This window comes from Streptomyces clavuligerus (assembly GCF_005519465.1).
GTDB classification, from domain to species: Bacteria; Actinomycetota; Actinomycetes; order Streptomycetales; family Streptomycetaceae; genus Streptomyces; species Streptomyces clavuligerus.
In genome coordinates, this window is sequence record NZ_CP027858.1 from 4,090,919 (window position 1) to 4,110,426 (window position 19,508).

The window sequence follows — 19,508 nt, forward strand, 5'->3', positions numbered from 1 at the left end:
GGAGAGGAAGATGATCACACCGAGCCACCGGCAGGTGACCAACGGCGACGTCAGTATGGCAGCGCCCGGCCGCGCGGCAAGGGCCCTGTGGACAGACGCCGGGACCCGGCGACCTATCCTGGGTCTCGTCGGACAGCGCGGTCCGCAGCCTCCAGTACCCCTCCAGACGTGCTCAAACACTGCAAGGAGCCGCACCTGTGAGCAGTGCCGACCAGACACCCACGGCCAGCGCCGAACTCCGTGCCGACATCCGCCGACTGGGCGACCTCCTCGGGGAGACGATCGTCCGGCAGGAAGGCCCCGAACTGCTCGAACTCGTCGAGCAGGTACGCGCCCTGACCCGCAGCGACGGGGAGGCCGCCGCCCATCTGCTGGGCGACACCGACCTGGAGACCGCGGCCAAGCTGGTCCGCGCCTTCTCCACCTACTTCCACCTCGCCAACGTCACCGAACAGGTGCACCGCGGCCATGAGCTGCGCCGACTGCGCGCGGCCGAGGGCAGCCTGCTGGCCCGTACCGCCGACCGGCTCAAGGACGCCGACCCCGCCCATCTGCGGGAGACCGTCAAGAACCTCAACGTCCGGCCCGTCTTCACCGCGCACCCCACGGAGGCCGCCCGGCGCTCCGTCCTCAACAAGCTGCGCCGGATCGCCGAACTCCTCGACACCCCCGCGGTCCCCTCCGACCGCCGCCGCATCGATCTGCGGCTCGCCGAGAACATCGACCTCATCTGGCAGACCGACGAGCTGCGGGTCGTCCGCCCCGAACCGGCCGACGAGGCCCGCAACGCCATCTACTACCTGGACGAGCTGCACGCCGACGCCGTCGGCGACGTCCTGGAGGACCTGGCGGCGGAGCTGGAGCGGGTCGGCCTGGAGCTGCCCGCGGGCACCCGCCCGTTGACCTTCGGCACCTGGATCGGCGGCGACCGCGACGGCAACCCCAACGTCACCCCCGCCGTCACCCGCGAGGTGCTGATCCTCCAGCACGAGCACGGCATCACCGACGCCCTCGCCCTCATCGACGCGCTGCGCGGACAGCTCTCCCAGTCCATCCGCTACACCGGCGCCACCGACGAACTCCTCGCCTCCCTCCAGACCGACCTGGAGCGGCTGCCGGAGATCAGCCCCCGCTACAAGCGGCTCAACGCGGAGGAGCCGTACCGCCTCAAGGCCACCTGCATCCAGCAGAAGCTCGTCAACACCCGCGAGCGCCTGGCCAAGGGCACCCCGCACCAGCCCGGACGGGACTACCTCGGCACCTCCGAACTCCTCGCCGACCTCACCCTGATCCAGACCTCGCTGCGCGAGCACCGGGCCGGGCTCTTCGCCGACGGCCGCCTCGACCGCACCATCCGCACGCTCTCCGCGTTCGGCCTCCAGCTCGCCACCATGGACGTGCGCGAACACGCGGACGCCCACCACCACGCCCTCGGCCAGCTCTTCGACCGGCTCGGCGAGGAGTCCTGGCGGTACTCCGACATGCCGCGCGAGTACCGGCAGAAGCTGCTCGCGAAGGAGCTGCGCTCGCGCCGCCCGCTCGCGCCCACCCCCGCCCCGCTGGACGCCGCCGGTGCCAAGACCCTCGGGGTCTTCCACACCGTCAAGGAGGCGTTCGAGCGGTTCGGGCCCGAGGTCATCGAGTCGTACATCATCTCGATGTGCCAGGGCGCCGACGATGTCTTCGCCGCCGCCGTCCTCGCCCGCGAGGCCGGACTCATCGACCTCCACGCGGGCTGGGCGAAGATCGGCATCGTGCCCCTCCTGGAGACCACGGACGAGCTGCGCGCCGCCGATGTGATCCTGGACGGGATGCTCTCCGACCCCTCCTACCGCAGGCTCGTCGCGCTCCGCGGCGAGGTCCAGGAGGTCATGCTCGGCTACTCCGACTCCTCCAAGTTCGGCGGCATCACCACCTCGCAGTGGGAGATCCACCGGGCCCAGCGGCGACTGCGCGACGTGGCCCACCGCCACGGGGTGCGGCTGCGGCTCTTCCACGGCCGCGGCGGCACCGTCGGCCGCGGCGGCGGCCCCACCCACGACGCGATCCTGGCGCAGCCCTGGGGCACGCTGGAGGGCGAGATCAAGGTGACCGAGCAGGGCGAGGTCATCTCCGACAAGTATCTGATCCCGTCCCTGGCCCGGGAGAACCTGGAACTGACGGTCTCCGCCACGCTCCAGGCGTCCGCCCTGCACACCGCGCCGCGCCAGTCCGTGGAGGCGCTGGCCCGCTGGGACGCCGCGATGGACACCGTCTCGGACGCCGCGCACCGCGTGTACCGCGCCCTGGTCGAGGACCCGGACCTGCCCGCGTACTTCTTCGCGTCGACCCCCGTCGACCAGCTCGCCGATCTGCACCTGGGCTCGCGCCCCTCGCGCCGCCCCGACAGCGGCGCCGGGCTCGACGGGCTGCGGGCGATCCCGTGGGTCTTCGGCTGGACCCAGTCCCGGCAGATCGTCCCCGGCTGGTACGGGGTCGGCTCCGGGCTGAAGGCGCTGCGGGAGGCCGGACTCGACACCGTCCTGTCGGAGATGCACGAGCAGTGGCACTTCTTCCGCAACTTCATCGCGAACGTGGAGATGACGCTCGCGAAGACGGATCTGCGGATCGCCCGGCACTACGTCGACACCCTGGTGCCGGACGAGCTGAAGCATGTCTTCGACACGATCGAGGCCGAGCACCGGCTGACCGTGAGCGAGGTCCTGAAGGTCACCGGCGGGGAGCGGCTGCTCGGCTCCAACCCGGTGCTCCAGCAGACGTTCGCCATCCGGGACGCCTATCTGGACCCGATCTCCTATCTCCAGGTCTCCCTGCTGGCCCGCCAGCGCGGTGCCGCGGAGCGCGGTGAGCCCGCCGACCCGCTGCTGGGCCGTGCCCTGCTGCTCACCGTCAACGGGGTGGCCGCGGGTCTGCGCAACACCGGCTGACCTGTGCCGATGTGCCCCGGGGCCGTGCGTACGGCGCGGCCCCGGGGCATACGGCACTCCATGGCTCCGTGCGGCTCCGGTGGCTCCGCAGGGCTCGCACGGTGCAGGCAGGGCTCAGACGGTGCAGGCAGGGCTCAGACGGTGAAGAAGGTGCCCGCTATCACGGCCGCACCGGCGATCGCGGAGCCCATCGCGACCTTCGTCAGCCCCATCCCCGCGATCAGGAACGACGCGAGGAGCAGCGCGCCGCCCAGCGGCAGCCAGGCGTAGAAGACCCCGCCGACCCCCCGGCGCACGACCTCGTCGCTCTCGGGCTTGACCACGACGTCGATCCGGTCGCCCTTGTCGACCGTCACCGACTCGTCGATCCGCAGCCCCGCCCGCGGCGCCGCCGGGCCCTCGGGGTCGTACAGCCCCGTACAGGTCTCCTCGCCGCAGCCGGAGACGGCGATCGTGCCGCGTTCGCGGTCGTCGGTGAACATGATGTGCCGGGCCGTGTCCCAGGAGGACCAGCCGGCCGCCGCCAGCACCAGCAGCGCGACCAGGCCCATCGCCGTCAGCCGGAGGTAGAGGAGCATCCCACTCATGGGGCGCGATCCTTCGGCATCCGGACAGCTCCGGTCAACTCCGCGGGCGTGCGGGGACGCTCGGGCCCGCCCCGCGCCGCTGTGCCGCGGGTGTGCGCGCTGCTCAGGAGTTGTACGCGCTCTGCGCCCGCTCCAGGCCCTCGGTGACCAGGGCTTCGACGGCGTCGGCCGCCCGGTCCACGAAGTAGTCCAGCTCCTTGCGTTCGGCGCCGGAGAAGTCCTTCAGCACAAAGTCGGCGACCTGCATCCGGCCCGGCGGACGGCCGATGCCGAACCGCAGCCGGTGGTAGTCGGGCCCCATCGCCTTCGTCATCGACTTCAGCCCGTTGTGGCCGTTGTCGCCGCCGCCCAGCTTCAGCCGCAGGGTGCCGTAGTCGATGTCCAGTTCGTCATGGATGGCCACGATCCGCTCGGTGGGGACCTTGTAGAAGTCGCGCAGCGCGACGACCGGCCCGCCGGAGAGGTTCATGAACGACATCGGCTTGGCCAGCACCACCCGGCGGGAGGCGGGTCCGGGCGGGCCGATACGGCCCTCGACCACCTGCGCCTGTGCCTTGGGGGCGCGCTTGAAGGCGCCGCCGACGCGCTCCGCGAGCAGGTCGGCGACCATGAAGCCGACGTTGTGCCGGTTGGCCGCGTAGCCGGGGCCGGGGTTGCCGAGGCCCACGATCAGCCAGGGGGCGTTCGGGTCGGGCGTGGTCATCGCTGCGGTCTCCATCCGGAACCCGGACGCCGCCCGCACCCGGTGGGGTACGGACGGCGGCCAGGGAAAGGCTCCTCCGGGACGCGGCCCGGGGGAGAGGGGTCCTCAAGGACCCTCCGGGGGAGGGCCCTCACAGGGGGAAGGCTCAGCCCTCGGCGGACGCGTCGCCCTCGGCGGCCGGCTCCTCGGCCTGGGCGGCCAGGACCTGGATGACGACGGCGTCGGCGTCCACGGCCAGCTCGACGCCCTTGGGCAGCGTGATGTCCTTGGCGTGGATGGCGTCACCGGCGGTCAGGCCGGCCACGGAGACGGTCAGCGCCTGGGGGATGTGGGTGGCCTCGGCCTCGACCGGCAGGGCGACGAGGACGTGCTCGGCCAGGTTGCCGCCGGGGGCCAGCTCGCCCTCGGTCTGCACCGGAACCTCGACGGTGACCTTCTCGCCGCGCTTGACCAGCAGCAGGTCGACGTGGACCAGGAAGCCCTTGAGGGCGTCGCGCTGGACGGCCTTCGGGATGGCCAGCTCGTTGCGGCCCTCGATGTCCAGGGAGAGCAGGACGTTCGGGGTACGCAGGGCGAGCAGCAGCTCGTGGGCCGGCAGGGTCAGGTGGACCGGGTCGGTGCCGTGGCCGTAGAGAACGACCGGAACCAGGTTGGCGCGGCGGTCGCGGCGGGCGGCACCCTTGCCGAACTCGGTACGGAGCTCGGCGGCGATCTTCACCTCGGACATGTGCACTCCTCGTACAACAGACGGATCGAATGGTCACCCGGCCATGAACGGCCTGCTACGCCTGCTGCGAAGAGCGCGCGTCGATAACGGACCGCCGCACCGGAGTGCGGCCTCCCTCGCCGAGCAACCTCGCCAGTCTACGCAATGCCGCCGACAGGCCCCAATCGATCTCCCCGGGCCCTAGTGGGGCATGCGACAGGGCCGTGTCCCCGGGCGGGGGACACGGCCCTGTGCGCTACGGCCGCGCGGCAGGCGCGGCCGCCTACTGCTCCTCGAAGAGGCTGGTGACCGAGCCGTCCTCGAAGACCTCGCGCACGGCGCGGGCGATCGTCGGCGCCATCGACAGCACCGTGATCTTGTCCAGCTCCAGATCGCTCGGGTCGGGCAGCGTGTTGGTGAAGACGAACTCGCTGACCTTGGAGTTCTTCAGCCGGTCGGCGGCGGGGCCGGACAGCACACCGTGGGTGGCGGTCACGATGACGTCCTCGGCGCCGTTGGCGAAGAGCGCGTCGGCGGCGGCGCAGATGGTGCCACCGGTGTCGATCATGTCGTCGACCAGGACGCAGACCCGGCCCTCGACATTGCCGACGACCTCGTGGACGGTCACCTGGTTGGCGACGTCCTTGTCCCGGCGCTTGTGGACGATGGCCAGCGGGGCGCCGAGCCGGTCGCACCAGCGGTCGGCGACGCGGACCCGGCCGGCGTCGGGGGAGACCACGGTGAGCTTGGTCGGGTCGACCTTGGCGGCGACGTAGTCGGCCAGCACCGGGAGGGCCATGAGGTGGTCCACCGGGCCGTCGAAGAAGCCCTGGATCTGGTCGGTGTGCAGATCCACGGTGAGAATCCGGTCGGCACCGGCCGTCTTCATCAGATCGGCGACCAGGCGGGCGGAGATCGGCTCCCGGCCGCGGTGCTTCTTGTCCTGGCGGGCGTAGCCGTAGAACGGGACGATCACGGTGATGCTCCGCGCGGAGGCCCGCTTCAGAGCGTCGATCATGATCAGCTGTTCCATGATCCACTTATTGATGGGTGCCGTGTGGCTCTGCATCAGGAAGCAGTCGGCGCCGCGCGCGGACTCCTGGAACCGCACGTAGATCTCGCCGTTCGCGAAGTCGAAGGCCTTCGTCGGCACCAGGGTGACACCCAGTTGATGTGCGACTTCCTCGGCCAGCTCGGGGTGGGCGCGGCCGGAGAAGAGCATCAGCTTCTTCTCGCCGGTCGTCTTGATCCCGGTCACAGCACTGTCTCCTCAGACGGGGGTGTTCTCTGGCCGCGGATGCTTGGGGGGCGCGAGCCAGCCGAATTTGTGTGCACGTATCACGGTACGCCGAGTTCGGCGTAGTTGTTTCCGGTCAGTTCTCGCCAGTGGCTCGTTCGGACGCCGTGGCGGCGGCCTGGGCGGCAGCGCTCCCGGGGCGCTTGCGGGCCACCCAGCCCTCGATATTCCGCTGCTGGCCACGGGCGACGGCCAGTGAGCCCGCCGGTACGTCCTTGGTGATGACGGACCCGGCCGCGGTGTAGGCGCCGTCCCCGACCGTGACAGGCGCCACAAACATATTGTCGGAGCCGGTCTTGCAGTGGGAACCGATCGTGGTGTGGTGCTTGGCCTCGCCGTCGTAGTTCACGAAGACGCTGGCGGCGCCGATGTTCGTGTACTCGCCGATCGTGGCGTCACCGACATACGACAGATGGGGAACCTTGGTGCCTTCCCCGATCGTCGCGTTCTTCATCTCGACATAGGTCCCGGCCTTGGCCTTCGTGCCGAGCCTGGTGCCCGGACGCAGATAGGCGAACGGGCCGACGGAGGCGCCGGGGCCGATCTCCGCGGAGTCGGCCACGGCGTTGTCGACCCGGGCGCCCGCGCCCACGACGGTGTCCTTCAGCCGGGTGTTGGGGCCGACCTCGGCGCCTTCGGCGAGGTGGCTGGCGCCCAGGAGCTGGGTGCCCGGGTGGATGACGGCGTCCGGCTCAAAAGTGACGGTGACATCGACGAGCACGGAGGCCGGGTCGACGACGGTCACCCCGGCGAGCATGGCCTGTTCCAGCAGCCGCTCGTTGAGCAGCCGCCGGGCCTCGGCGAGCTGGACCCGGTTGTTGATCCCCAGGATCTCGCGGTGGTCACCGGCGACACAGGCGCCGACCCGGTGACCGGCCGTCCGCAGGATGCCGAGGACATCGGTCAGATACTCCTCGCCCTGGCTGTTGTCGGTGCGCACCTTGCCGAGCGCCTCCGCCAGCAGCTTGCCGTCGAAGGCGAAGACACCGGAGTTGATCTCAAGGATCTCCCGCTGCCCCGCGGTGGCGTCCTTGTGCTCCACGATCTCGGTGACCGCGCCGTCCGCGTCCCGCACGATCCGGCCGTAGCCGGTCGAGTCGGGGACCTCGGCGGTGAGCACCGTCACGGCGTTGCCGTCGGCGGCGTGCGTGGCGGCCAGCGCGGTCAGGGTCCGGCCGGACAGCAGCGGGGTGTCCCCGCAGACGACCACCACGGTCCCGTCGGTCTCCCCGCCCAGCTCACCGAGGGCGATGCGGACCGCGTGCCCGGTGCCGTTCTGCTCCGCCTGGAAGGCGGTACGGGTGCCGGGGAAGCGTTCCGCCAGATGGGCTGTGACCCGCTCGCCGGCGTGGCCGACGACCACGACGAGGTTGCGGGGGTCCAGTTCCCGGGCCGCGCTGACGACGTGCCCGACGAGCGAGCGCCCGCTGATCTCGTGCAGAACCTTGGGGGTCTTCGACTTCATACGGGTGCCCTCACCCGCTGCGAGGACGACGACGGCGGCCGGGCGGTTGGCGCTCACGGGAATGCCCTTCGGCTTCGGGAGGTGGACATCCGAAGGATACCGGGGGGTTTCACCAGCGAAATATGGGTGGGGCCCGGCACCAGGCCGGGCCCCACCCTCATGGCTCCCAGGGAAGGAATCGAACCCTCATTCAATGGACCAAAACCATTTGTCCTGCCATTAGACGACCTGGGATGGATCGTCTGCCCCGACCGTTCTGTACGCCGGGCGGGGACAGCAGCCCCTACTATGCCGTACCCGGCCCCCTCGCCGCGACGGTCGGACGCGGGGCAGTCGTACCGGGTCGACGCCCCCCGGGTCCGGTGCGCCTCCCGGGTGTCCGCCGTGCGCGCCCAGGGCACGTCCGGGACACGTCCGGGACACGTCCAGGACAGAAGAGAAGCGGCCGAAATCTGATCGACTCGGCTATGACCTGCGGTTTTTCCGAGTGGTCCCGGTTCGCGGCGCCTGCGCCCGCGCGATAACCACTACAAGTACCACCGGCACGCGCCCGTAGTCTGGGAGACATGACCACAACGGGGGCACACCAGGACGCCACGGGCACGCCGCCCCGCACCTGGCTGTGGTGGGGACGGCGGCGCAGCGCGGTGCTCGACATCGGGCTCGCCCTGGTCTCGGCGGTGGAGTGCTCGGCCGAGGCGGTGCGGTTCACGGCCCAGATCGGGGCGTCGACCTCGTTCGGAGCGGTCTTCGGACTGCTCATCGGCTCGCTCCTGGTCCTGCGGAGACAGTGGCCGCTCGCCGTCGTCCTGGTCTCGATCGCGATCACCCCGGCCGAGATGGGCATCGGGATGACCATGGTCGGCCTCTATACGCTCGCCGCGTCCGAGGTGCCGCGCCGGATCATCGGCATTCTCAGCGGGATGTCGCTGACCGCGACCCTGATCATCAGCTTTGTCGCGGTCCGTCATGATGTGCAGTCCTCACAGCTCGACGACCCGGGCGTCTGGTACGTACCGATCATGGCCGGATTCATAGCCGTCGGCCTCACCGTGCCGCCCGTGCTCCTCGGTCTCTATGTGGGGGCGCGGCGGCGGCTGATGGAGAGTCTGCGGGACCGCGCCGACAGCCTGGAACAGGAGTTGTCGCTGCTCGCCGACCGCGCCGAGGAACGGGCGGAGTGGGCGCGCACGGAGGAACGGACCCGGATCGCGCGGGAGATGCACGACGTCGTCGCGCACCGGGTGAGCCTGATGGTGGTGCACGCGGCGGCGCTCCAGGCGATCGCGCTGAAGGACCCGCAGAAGGCGGTCAGGAACGCGGCGCTGGTGGGGGACATGGGGCGGCAGGCCCTGACCGAGCTGCGGGAGATGCTGGGCGTGCTGCGCGCGGGCGACGGGGGGCAGCGGCGCACCGGGCAGGTGCCGCTCGCCGCCGTCGCCGTCGCCGCCGCGGCGGCTGCCGCTGCCGCCGCCGAGGACGGCGGACCGCGCATCGCCGACGTGGAGGACCTGGTCGGGCAGTCCCGTCAGACGGGGATGGTCGTCGAGCTGGCCGTCCAGGGGGAGGTCCGCGCCTACGCCCCGGAGGTCGAGCAGACCGCGTTCCGGGTGGTGCAGGAGGCGCTGACCAACGTCCACAAGCACGCGGCGGGCGCGAAGGTCCTGGTGCGGCTCGCGCACCGGGAGAGCGAGGTCGCCATGCAGGTCGAGAACGGGGCGCCGGACGCGGCGGGGAGCGCCGCCGACGCGGATCTGCCCAGCGGCGGCAATGGGCTGGTCGGGATGAGGGAACGGGTGCTCGCGCTCGGGGGCGTCTTCGTGTCGGGGCCGACGGACGCGGGCGGCTTCCGGGTCTCGGCGGTGCTGCCGCACCGGGCGGACGTCTGACCTCGGAGCCGTGGCCCCGCGGCCGGTGGGGCCCGTGCCGGGTCCCGGGGCCTGCGCCGTGCCCCGCGGTCCCCGCCTCTGCGGTCCTCGGGACCGGCGCCCGTGCGGGTCCGCGTGCCGTGCGGGTCCCGGGGCCGGCACCGTACGGCTCCCCGGCACCCGCCGATGTACCGCCGCCCCGTACGGGCCGCGCCGCTCGGGCCGGGACGGGACGGAGCGCGGGCAGGTCGGGTCGGGTCAGGTCAGGGTGAGACGGCGCGGCAGCAGCCCCGTGACCAGGGTGGTCAGCGCCTGGTCGAGGTCCGGGCCCAGATACCAGTCCCCGGTGTGGTCCACGCTGTAGACGCGGCCCTCCGCGTCGATGGCCAGCACCGCCTGATCGTTTCCCTCCACCCCCAGCGGGGATATCTCCGTGTCCAGCGCCCGCCCCAGGTCCGCGAGGGTGCGCGCCAGGTGCAGACCCGCCAGCGGCTCCATGAGCACCACCGGCGGCGCGGTCTGCCGCCCGGGCCCCGGCGGGGCTATCCGCAGCCCGCCGAACTCGGCCCACGCCTCGACGGCGGCGGGGGAGACGGCGTGCCGGTGCCCCGCGGGCGACTCGTACGCGCGCAGGGCGTCGGCCCAGTGTTCGGCCAGCTTGATGTCCCAGCGGCCGGGCTGCCACCCCGCGTCGCGCAGCGCCGCGTCGACGGCGACCGGGAACCGGGTGGTGCTGAGTTTGTCGGACATCGGTGGGGATTCAGCCGTTCTCGGGTGCGGTCGGGTCCACGGCGCGGACCCCGAAGTGGTCGAGCATCGCCGTACAGGAGCGGCAGGGCGGCGCATAGCTGCCGTGCAGCGGGTCGCCGTCCTCCCGGATCCTGCGGGCCGTCAGCCGGGCCTGCTTCAGTGAGCGTTTGGCCTCGCTGGGGGAGAGGGGGCGGCGCCGGGCCCGTTTGGAGCGCTCGGTCTCGGCGGTGGCGAGATGCCGGGAGAGCAGGATCGCCTCGGCGCAGCGCCCGGTGAAGCGTTCCCGCTGCCCGCTGGGCAGGGTGTCGAGGAAGTCCTGCACCAGCGGGTGCAGAACCGGTGGCTGATCGCCCTTGCCCGCCGTGGACTTCAGCGTCTCCCCCCGGACGAGGAGCGCCGCGGCCACGGCGGGCAGTATGCCGTCGCGGCGGTGGCTGAGAGCGGGCGGACGGACCTCCCCGGTGGCACTCCAACTCAGCCGGGGGTCCCCCGCTGTCGCCGGACTGTCTGGTCGCGCTGTGTGCATGGTGTTGTCGTTTCCTCCCCGCACTCCCCCGAAGTGAAGGAACAGCGTGCCAAATGCGACGCTCCGTGGGGAAGCTGGGTCGATCAAGCGTGCGGGTCCGTGGGCGTTCGGTCACCCGCTTGTGACAGTTCGTGACGTTTCTGCCGGTGCTGTACGGGGTGGCCGGATGTGCGCTGGCGGAGCCCGGGGAAGGTGTGGTTCCACCGCTTAGGCTGTCCGGGACAGTCAGCAGCCAGCAGGGGGCAGATCGCCATGACGACAGATCGGCAGGGGCTGGGGGGCCCGCCCGGTGCCGGGACCCAGGGAGCGCCGGGCGCGGCCCCGGCCGGTGCCGCCGGGCCGGGTGCGCCCGGCGCGCCCAACGCGGTCTACGCCGGTCAGCTCGTCCGTTTCCCCGACCCCGTACGGGCCTCCCGCCATCCCCGGGGCGTCCGGGTGGACGCCGACGGCTACCCCGACTTCTCCCCGTACGCGCGCGCGGCGGCCGAAGTGGCCGAGCCCCCGGCGGGCTTCGGCGTCGACGAGCTGCGGCTCACGGACTACGTCTCCGCGAACGCCGCGCTGCACGCGAGCGGGCATCCGCTGTGGAACACGCTCCCGGCCGTCGCGACCCCGCACGGCTGGACCTGGCACCACGTCCGCGGCACCCGTCGGCTCGAACTGATCCCTGTCGAGGTCAAGGCGCTGCTGAGGCACCACGGCGGGCTGGCGACCGCCGCCGTCGACCACGACAAGCGCGGCACCCGCCCGCTCCAGGAGACCCGGCCCGCGCACTTCAGGCTGCCGAAGGGGACGCTCGCCGTCACCGAGCAGCAGATCGCCGGTGTCGAGGAGGACCTGGGCTTCCGGCTGCCGGGTGCCTACCGCACCTTCCTCAAGGCCGCGGGCGGCGCGGCACCGGCCGGGGTGGCGCTCGACGCGGAGCTGGGCCTCCTCGTCGACCAGCCCTTCCTGACCGTGCGGGACGAGGCGTCCCTCAACGACCTCGTGTATGTCAACAAATGTCTGCGCGACCATCTGACCAAGGACTATCTGGGCGTCGGATTCGTCCAGGGCGGTCTGCTCGCGGTCAAGGCGCGGGGGACGGCGACCGGGTCGGTCTGGTTCTGCGCGCACGACGACGCCCGGGACCGCGACGGACTCCCGGTCCAGGAGCGGATGGAACGGCTGCTGCTGCCGTGCGGCGACGACTTCGACGCCTTTCTGAAGCGGCTCGCGGGCAGCCCGCCCGAGCTGGAGAACGTGGCGAAGCTGATGGTGGACGGCGGCTTCGCGCGCGCGGTACCCGTCCCGGACGAGGGGTGACGCTCCGATGGTGACGTTCGCGCAGGCGCAGGAGCGCGCCGACGAGTGGGTCAACGGCGATGTGCCGCCGTACCAGCAGCGCGAGGTGCGGGTACGGGAGTTCGAGCTGGGCTTCGTGGTCTGGGCCGAGGACCGCGAGGGCGGGGGGCGCGCCGACGGCGGCGGGCAGCGGCTCGTCATCGCCCGGGACAGCGGCGAGGCGACGCTGTGGCCGGGGCTGCCGGTGGGCGAGGTGATCCGGCGGTACGAGGAGGAGTACGGCGTACGGGACGCCGCCCCGGCCGCCGTGCCGGAGCAGCAGCGGCGGATCGACCAGCATCAGACGTCGTTCCTGCTGAGCCCGCCGGAGTGGCTGGAGGACGAGGGCGAGGACGAGGGCGGGACGACGGCGGCCGGGCGGGACGACGCCACGGGCCCGGGTGGCGGGGCGCGGGCGGACACCCCCGGCTCCGGTACCGGACCGGGTACTGCGTCCGGTGGGGCTGGTGGGACTGGTGAGGCTCCCGTGTCCGGGGGGACCGGCAGTGCTTCGGCTCCCGGTACGGCTTCGGTCTCCGTCCCCGGGTCCGGCCCGACCGGCGCGTGGGCGGGCGGGCCGACGGCGGCCAACGCGTCGCAGGCGGGCGGCCGTTCGCTCGGCGGCGACGGGGCATGGGACGACTCCTCGGGGACGGGTGCCGCCGCGGCGGGTTCCGCGACCCCGACGCGCTGGACGGATGTGAACGCCGACGGCGGCACGGACGACGCCTCCGTGCCGCTGCCGGACACCGTGTACTCGGCGCCGGTCCGCCGGAGCGGGGCGGAGACCGCGGCGGCGGAAGCGGACGCCGAGGCTCCGACGGCGCTGATCCCCGGGGGCAGCCAGCTGCCGCCGACGGTGCGGGAGTCGCGGGAGAAGGTGCTCCGCGCGGCGGGCATCGGGGCGCCCGGCCGGGACGGGCGGCCGACGGGCGACGGACGACAGGAGAAGGCGAACGGGGAGCTGCGCGGGAAGGGGAGCGAGAGGGAGAGCGGGGAGCGGCCGGAGGCGCCCGTCGGGGACGCCGGTTCGCTTTCCGCCCCGGGTTCCGCTTCAGGTTCCGTTTCGGCTTCCGGTGCCACGCCCCCTCCGCCGTCGGCGCGGCCCGCCGCGTCCGCTGTGCCCGCAGGGCCCGGGGGGCCGGGCGCGCCCGCGAGCGGCTACCGGCCCACGCAGCAGAACCCCCAGCTCCCGCCCGAGCAGGGGAAGACCCCGCCGCCCGGTCCGCCCCCGGCGGTCGGTACGCCTGCGGACGGGGTGCATCACGCGGCGACGGTGCTGTCCGAGCCGGGCCGTCTCGGCGGTACGGGTGCGGGCGGTGCGGGTGCGGGGCCGCTGCCGCCCGTGTCGCCGCCCGCGCCCCCCGGTCCGCCCGGTTCGCCTCCGGTGGTGGGCACGCCCCCGGGCGGGGTGCACCATGCGGCGACGGTGCTGTCCGAGCCGGGCCGTCTGGGCGGTACGGGTGCGGGGGGTGCGGGTGCGGGGCCGCTGCCGCCCGTGTCGCCCCCCGGGCCGCCCGGCCCCGCCGCGTACGGATATCCGCTGCGGCCCACCGGTGTACCCACCGTCGGCCCCGGGTACCAGGCCGTCCTGCGCTACCGCGCGCCCGACGGCTCCGAGGCCCGGCTCATCCGCCGCTCCGCGCCGGGCACCCCGCACCCGGAGTGGCAGCTCCTGTACGAGCTGCGCGCCCTCGGCGTGCCGCCGCACCAGGTGCTGGAGCTGCACACCGAGCTGGAGTCGTGCAGGCTGCCCGGCGGCTACTGCGCCCGGATGATCGCCGAGAGCTGGCCCCAGGCCCGGATCACCAGCATCGCCCCCTACGGCACGGACCATGCCGCACGACAGCAGGGAATGAGCCAACTTCTCACTCATCAGGGGGAGTTGCACCAGGTAGCCGACGGCCCGGCGCGCCCCGCCCCGGCACGGGCGCCGCTGCCGCAGTTGCCGCCCGCCCCGCCGGTGCCGCCGCAGGCGCTGGCGCAGGAGCTGGCCGCCGCGTTCGGACCGCAGGGCATCTGCCGGTTCGACCAGCGGGCCGTCTCCCGCCAGGGGGTGCCCGAGGCCGTGTCGGCGACGCTGGCGTGGGCGGGCCTCCCGGCCGATTTCAATCCGTTCTTCTGGGCGCAGCCCGCGCACCCCGTCGTCCTGACCCTCGCCGAACTGGCCGCCCAGCGCCAGGTGCGGTCCGCGTCCGACGCGGCCTCGTACCTGGTGGTGGGGAATGATTTCGGCCGCCAGATCTGTGTCCAGTACGGCACCGCGCACATCGTCGCCGTACCGCTGGAGGCCGGTCCGGACGGGGCGCCCGCGCAGCCGCAGTTCGTGAACAGCGGGCTGCCCGAGTTCGTCCGCTGTATGGCGATGCTGGGCCGGATGTGGCGGTTCCGCTACGGGCTCACACCGGAGCAGGCGGGGCGCTGGACGGTCGATTTCCAGGCGCATTTGACGGCGCTCGATCCGGCCGCGCTCTCCTCACCGGAGAACTGGTGGTCGGTTCTGCTCGAACAGATGTGGGACGGGCTGCTCTAGGCCGAACCCGTCTGCCGCACGGTTCCGGTGCGGTTGGGGGTGGATGTCCGCACGGCCGACGGGCCGGGGAGCCCCGTTCTCCCCGGTCCACAGGCTGTGACGTACGGGGCATACGGGTCGTCCGTGTCTGGGCGTGATTCTTTCGCCGAGGAGGATGGTGTGGCGTTAGGAGTGTTTGCTTTAGATCCGAGAGGATATGAGCACAATCGCGTAATGCGCTGCCGCCGGGGCCACCGGGGCGGAGCCGCCGACCGGGATCGAGCCCGGACCACCGAGGTCCGGACAGCACAGGACATGAGGGGCTGAGGGATGAGCGCTGCATCCGTGTCGCCGCACGGTTTCACCGTCGTACGGCGTGGCTACCGCCCCGACGCGGCCGACGCCCGGGTCGGCGATCTGTCCCGGGAGCGGGACGCGGCGTGGGAGCGGGCCTCCCGGCTGACCGTGCTCGCGCAGGAGCTGGAGACGGAGGCCGAGCGGCTGCGCGAGGCCGTCGCCACGCTGGAGCAGCCGACGTACGAGACGCTCAGCGCCCGTGCCCGGCAGGTGCTCTCGCTGAGTGAGGAGGAGGCCGCCGAGGTGCGCTCCACGGCGCTCGCCGACGCGCAGGGCGCCCGGGAGGGCGCGCAGAACGCGGGGTGGCGGCTGGGCGAGGAGACCCGGGAGGCGGCCGAGGCGACGCGCGCGGCGGCCGACGCCCGTGCCGAGGAGACGCTGCTCGCGGCCAACACCGAGGCGGGCGAGCTGCTGGCGGCGGCGGGTGCCGAGGCGCAGGGCACCCGGTCGAAGGCGCTGGACGACTGGCAGGAGACCCGGCAGCGGGCGGAGGCGCTGCTCGCGGAGCTGGAGGCGCAGCAGGCGGAGCGCTGGGAGTCCGAGGGCCGCGAACTGGCCGCCCGCGCCGCCGACCACGACGCCCGGCTCACGGAGCTGATCGACCGCGCGGAGGCGGTGCTCGACCAGGCGAAGCGGGGGCTGGCCGAGACGGAGGAGAGCGCCCGGCACGGCCAGGAGGACGCGGAGGCACAGGCGGCGGAGATCCTGGCGCAGGCCGGGCTGGAGGAGGAGCGCACGGTGCGCGAGACCGAGCGGGTGCTGCGGGAGCACGAGGAGTCCCGGGACGAGATCCACGGGCACATGGCGCACATCCGCAACAGCCTGGCGGCGCTGACGGGCCGCCCGGCGGCCGAGGACTGACTCCGCTCAGCCCTCCGTTCTCTCCCTCGGGCGCCCGTCGTCCGCTGTGCCCTCCGCGTTCTGTCCGGGGCCCGGTTCGTCGTCGATGACGGGGAAGTGCCGGGGGGCCAGCAGCAGGAGGGCGAGCAGCGCCAGCACCGCCGCGACCGCGCCGCCGACGAAGACATGGTCGACGGCCGCGTCCACGGCGCGCCGCAGCCCGTCGGCGGCCTCCTCGGAGAGCGAGTCGGAGTCCTCCAGGGTGCGGGAGACGGAGTCGAGGTCGCTCGTGCCGCCGAGCCGGGAGGCGAGGACCGCGTTCCCCACGGCGCCGAAGACGGCGGCGCCCACGCTCTGCCCGATCTGGCGGTAGAACAGCACGGACGCCGTCGTCACACCCCGCTCGTACCAGACGACGGTGGACTGCACGCCCACGATCAGCGGGAGCTGGAAGATGCCCAGGGCCGCGCCGAGGAGCAGCATCATCAGGGCGGGCTGCCAGGGCGAGGGCGGATAGGGCAGCAGCGGGAACGCGGCGAGCACCAGGGCCGCGCAGCCGACACCGATCATCGCGGTCTGCCGGAAGCCGATGCGGTTGTAGATCCGGTTGGACCAGGCGGCGGTCACCGGCCAGCTCAGCGTCATCACGGAGAGCACGAGCCCGGCGGCGATCGGGTCGAGCCCCATGACGGACTGCGCGTACGTCGGCAGGAAGACGGCGGGCGCGGTCATGAGGACGCCGAGTCCGCAGAGGGCGAGATTGACGGCGGCGATGGTGGGGCGCCGCCAGACCCAGCCCGGGAGCATGGGTTCGGCGGCCCGCCGCTCGATCAGCACCAGCGCCACGATCAGGACGGCGCCCGTGCCGAGCAGCGCGAGCGAGGGAGCCGAGAACCAGGACCAGGCGATTCCGCCCTGGACGAGCGCGGCGAGCAGGGCGGTACCGGCGGCGAAGACGGTGAGCGCGCCGAGCCAGTCGATGGGCGCGCGCTCGGAACCGTCTGCCGTACGGCCGCCGAGGAAGCCCCGTATGCCGCGTGTTCCCCCCGCACCGGGGCCGTTCGCGTGCACGCCCGGGGCGGACTCCCGCAGCTGCCGGACGATCAGCCAGAGCGCCACCAGCCCCACCGGGACGTTGATCAGGAAGATCCACCGCCAGTCCGCGTACGTCGCCAGGACCCCGCCGACCGCCGGTCCGGTCACGGCGGACACACCCCACACGATCGACAGCCGGGACTGGATGCGGGGACGTTCCTTCAAGGGGTAGAGATCGGACGCGATGGTGTGCACGGTCCCCTGGAGCGCGCCGCCGCCGAGCCCCTGGATGATCCGGAAGGCGATCAGCGACCCCATGTTCCAGGCCATCGCGCACAGCACGGAGCCGAGGAGGAAGAGGACGATGCCGAAGACGAGGACGGGTTTGCGTCCGACGGTGTCGCAGAGCTTCCCGTAGACGGGGAGCGAGACGGTGATCGCGAGCAGATACCCGGCGAAGAGCCAGGAGAAGATGGAGAACCCGCCGAGGTCGGCGACGATCGACGGGACGGAGGTGGAGAGAATGGTCCCGTCCAGCGCGACGAGCGCCATGCTCAGCATCAACGCGGCGACGACAGAGCCTCGTTGACCGGTCTCCCCCTGGGGTCCGGCGGGTCTGTGACCGGACGCCGACACCTGCGGATTCTCCCCCACCGCAAAATCCTTTCGTCATACAGTCTGAAGGCCGGGGTCACTGTCTCACCCGGGGGTGGCTCTGCGGGAGGGCGCGATGCGTCGGCGCGGGGCCGCGCGGGGGTTCGTCGGCTTGCGCGTGAGGTTTTCCGTTGGGTGCGGGGTCCGTCCTCAAACGCCGGACAGGCTTGTTTTGCTCGGGTCACGCCGTCAGGTGCGGGATGTGGGGGCCTCCGGGCTCGACTCCTCAGGGCCGGCAGACCCAAGGGACGACGTCCAGGCGCGGGCGGTTCTCCGCCGGTCCCTTCCGGGGACGACCCTGCACTCCCCACCACGGGCAGACGGCCGCCCGGATGCGGGGGAGATCCCGAATTCACGCGGCCGTCCCTCTCATGTGGGAGGCCCCGACCTCGACGCAAGCCCTGGCGGACGGCAGCAAGCAGCCTCGCTCCCGCGTCGGCAGGCCACCGGGCTCAAGGAGAAGCCCGGCAGTCAGCGGCCCATCCGGCGTTGCTTGTCGAACCGAAGCAGCACCCGTATCAGACGCCACACTCCGGCCGTCGCTCCGAGCAGCGCGCCCCCCGTCAACACGCCCTGCCTCACTGAACCGGAGATGTCGAAGGACAGTGCGAGAGCCAGAGCACCGGCGAAAACCGCCGCAGCCAGCGCGACGGCGGTCACCAGGGCGAAAACGATCTCCACCGTCACTGCGTCCTTTTCCCACCGTGACTCACGTCCCATGTCCATGCCGCAAGTCTCACATCAGTGAATGACGAGTCCGTTCGGTAGAGCGTGTGGGCGTACTCAGATGTCCGCAAGGGCACTTGGAACACCTCCCCGCACCGAGTGGGCCGTCTCCCCGCGGTGGGGGGGTGCAGGGTCGTCCCCGGAAGGGACCGGCGGAGAACCGCCCGCGCCTGGACGTCGTCCCTTGGGTCTGCCGGCCCTGAGGAGTCGAGCCCGGAGGCCCCCACCCCCGCACCCGACGACCGACCCGAGCACAACAAGCCCGTCCGGCGTTTGAGGACGGACCCCGCGTCCAACGCAAGGCTCACGCGTAAGCCGACGGACCCCCCGGCCCACCCCCCAGGCGCGGCCCCGTCGTCGGGGGCCGGCCCCCGAACCCCCGCGCCTCAAACGCCGGCGAGGCTCAACCCGGGCACCCCGCCCCACCCCCCGCGTCCAGCTCCGCCGAGAGCCTTTTCCAGGCGTGCGCCACCTCCGCGCCCGTGTACGACTGCACGGGCTCCGCGCCGGAAGCGGGGACGGACACGAGCATCCGATCGCCCGGGGTGAAGAAACCCGCTTCCGCGCGCTCCACGGTGAACGCGGTGTTCCGCGGGCCCTTGGACGGTTTGAGGTAACGGTCCACGGCGAGCGTCACCCGGGCACGGTCGCCCTGGGGCTCGGTCCGGACCACGGTGCCCTGGGCGATCACCCGGGCGCAGACGGCCGCGCCCGCGGTGGCGGGCGGTGGCGGTGCGGCGGGCGCGCTGTCCTCGTTCTCGCGCTGCCCGTACAGCAGGGCCGCGACCACGCCGACGGCGCCGACCGCGACCGCCGTCGCCACCACGCCCCGCCGCTTGCCGCCCCGGCGGGATGCCCCGCCGCCCCGGGGGCCGTCAGCCTCCGTGTGCGTGCCGGTGTCGTCCGCCATTCACATCACCTCGTCCGCCGTGGAGTCATGTGCGTATCGCGCTGTCCGGCCCGTGTTCCTCACCAGACCCTCCCGCCCCACGGCCGTCCGGGCAACCCCGCGTGCGGAACACCGCCCCTGACATGGAGTCGCCCGAGGGGGCTGTGTCCCCTAGGGGCTTCTCCCGAGCGAGATCCAGGGACCGTTCGTCCCAGGGAACGACGTGCGGGAGGCGGGCCGGTCCGTACGTTGATGGCACAGGGATGGGGAGACGGGACACCGGGGGGACACGGGAGGCCGGGGGTGGGGAAAACCCCCGGGCCAAGACTGCGCCCCGCCCCAG

Annotated in this window: 15 protein-coding genes and 1 tRNA gene; 5 read left to right on the forward strand and 11 right to left on the reverse strand. The window is 72.7% G+C overall.

What is annotated here, in order from left to right; genetic code table 11:
* The first annotated feature begins 197 nt into the window (after nt 1–197).
* The gene (ppc, locus tag CRV15_RS17225) at nt 198–2,927 is read left to right on the forward strand and encodes a phosphoenolpyruvate carboxylase (protein WP_003953752.1); all 2,730 of its coding nucleotides are present in this window, start codon (nt 198–200) and stop codon (nt 2,925–2,927) included.
* Nucleotides 2,928–3,061: 134 nt separating this feature from the next.
* On the opposite strand, the gene CRV15_RS17230 is transcribed toward ppc, so the two are convergent.
* The 6 genes from CRV15_RS17230 to CRV15_RS17255 all read right to left on the reverse strand — a co-directional run bounded on the left by CRV15_RS17230 (nt 3,062) and on the right by CRV15_RS17255 (nt 7,919).
* Nucleotides 3,062–3,514, reverse strand: a complete 453-nt coding sequence (locus CRV15_RS17230; protein WP_003953751.1) for a hypothetical protein — start codon at nt 3,512–3,514, stop codon at nt 3,062–3,064.
* Between the two features lie 103 nt (nt 3,515–3,617).
* Complete coding sequence (gene pth / locus CRV15_RS17235) at nt 3,618–4,217, reverse strand: aminoacyl-tRNA hydrolase (RefSeq protein ID WP_003953750.1); 600 nt, start codon at nt 4,215–4,217, stop codon at nt 3,618–3,620.
* 145 nt (nt 4,218–4,362) lie between these two features.
* Entirely contained in the window at nt 4,363–4,944 is a 582-nt protein-coding gene (locus CRV15_RS17240) for a 50S ribosomal protein L25/general stress protein Ctc (protein WP_009996418.1), read from the reverse strand.
* A 262-nt stretch (nt 4,945–5,206) separates the two neighbouring features.
* Entirely contained in the window at nt 5,207–6,181 is a 975-nt protein-coding gene (locus CRV15_RS17245) for a ribose-phosphate diphosphokinase (protein WP_003953747.1), read from the reverse strand.
* Between the two features lie 115 nt (nt 6,182–6,296).
* Nucleotides 6,297–7,742 (reverse strand): bifunctional UDP-N-acetylglucosamine diphosphorylase/glucosamine-1-phosphate N-acetyltransferase GlmU, encoded by a 1,446-nt coding sequence (gene glmU, locus CRV15_RS17250; RefSeq protein WP_003953746.1) that lies wholly within the window; start codon nt 7,740–7,742, stop codon nt 6,297–6,299.
* Between the two features lie 103 nt (nt 7,743–7,845).
* Nucleotides 7,846–7,919, reverse strand: a tRNA-Gln gene (locus CRV15_RS17255).
* A 332-nt stretch (nt 7,920–8,251) separates the two neighbouring features.
* Here CRV15_RS17255 and CRV15_RS17260 point away from each other — a divergent pair.
* Nucleotides 8,252–9,574, forward strand: coding sequence for a sensor histidine kinase (locus tag CRV15_RS17260; RefSeq protein ID WP_003960749.1), 1,323 nt, complete (start codon nt 8,252–8,254; stop codon nt 9,572–9,574).
* A gap of 237 nt (nt 9,575–9,811) precedes the next feature.
* Here CRV15_RS17260 and CRV15_RS17265 read toward each other — a convergent pair whose 3' ends face one another.
* Nucleotides 9,812–10,303, reverse strand: a complete 492-nt coding sequence (locus tag CRV15_RS17265; RefSeq protein ID WP_003953744.1) for an SUKH-3 domain-containing protein — start codon at nt 10,301–10,303, stop codon at nt 9,812–9,814.
* 10 nt (nt 10,304–10,313) lie between these two features.
* Nucleotides 10,314–10,829, reverse strand: a complete 516-nt coding sequence (locus CRV15_RS17270; protein WP_003953743.1) for a YwqJ-related putative deaminase — start codon at nt 10,827–10,829, stop codon at nt 10,314–10,316.
* A gap of 252 nt (nt 10,830–11,081) precedes the next feature.
* On the opposite strand from CRV15_RS17270, the gene CRV15_RS17275 reads away from it, so the two are divergent.
* The 3 genes from CRV15_RS17275 to CRV15_RS35965 all read left to right on the forward strand — a co-directional run bounded on the left by CRV15_RS17275 (nt 11,082) and on the right by CRV15_RS35965 (nt 15,882).
* Nucleotides 11,082–12,134, forward strand: coding sequence for an SMI1/KNR4 family protein (locus CRV15_RS17275; protein ID WP_003960748.1), 1,053 nt, complete (start codon nt 11,082–11,084; stop codon nt 12,132–12,134).
* Between the two features lie 7 nt (nt 12,135–12,141).
* Nucleotides 12,142–14,685, forward strand: coding sequence for an SUKH-4 family immunity protein (locus CRV15_RS17280; protein WP_003960747.1), 2,544 nt, complete (start codon nt 12,142–12,144; stop codon nt 14,683–14,685).
* A 309-nt stretch (nt 14,686–14,994) separates the two neighbouring features.
* A complete protein-coding gene (locus CRV15_RS35965) occupies nt 14,995–15,882 on the forward strand; it encodes a coiled-coil domain-containing protein (RefSeq protein WP_003960746.1) in 888 nt (295 codons plus the stop codon).
* A 6-nt stretch (nt 15,883–15,888) separates the two neighbouring features.
* Here the strand turns inward: CRV15_RS35965 and CRV15_RS17290 are convergent, their stop codons facing one another.
* The 3 genes from CRV15_RS17290 to CRV15_RS17300 form a co-directional block, all read right to left on the reverse strand.
* Complete coding sequence (locus CRV15_RS17290) at nt 15,889–17,550, reverse strand: MFS transporter (protein ID WP_003960745.1); 1,662 nt, start codon at nt 17,548–17,550, stop codon at nt 15,889–15,891.
* 471 nt (nt 17,551–18,021) lie between these two features.
* The gene (locus CRV15_RS17295; RefSeq protein ID WP_003953735.1) at nt 18,022–18,276 is read right to left on the reverse strand and encodes a DUF6332 family protein; all 255 of its coding nucleotides are present in this window, start codon (nt 18,274–18,276) and stop codon (nt 18,022–18,024) included.
* Between the two features lie 403 nt (nt 18,277–18,679).
* A complete protein-coding gene (locus CRV15_RS17300) occupies nt 18,680–19,186 on the reverse strand; it encodes a hypothetical protein (protein WP_003960741.1) in 507 nt (168 codons plus the stop codon).
* Nucleotides 19,187–19,508 lie beyond the last annotated feature (322 nt).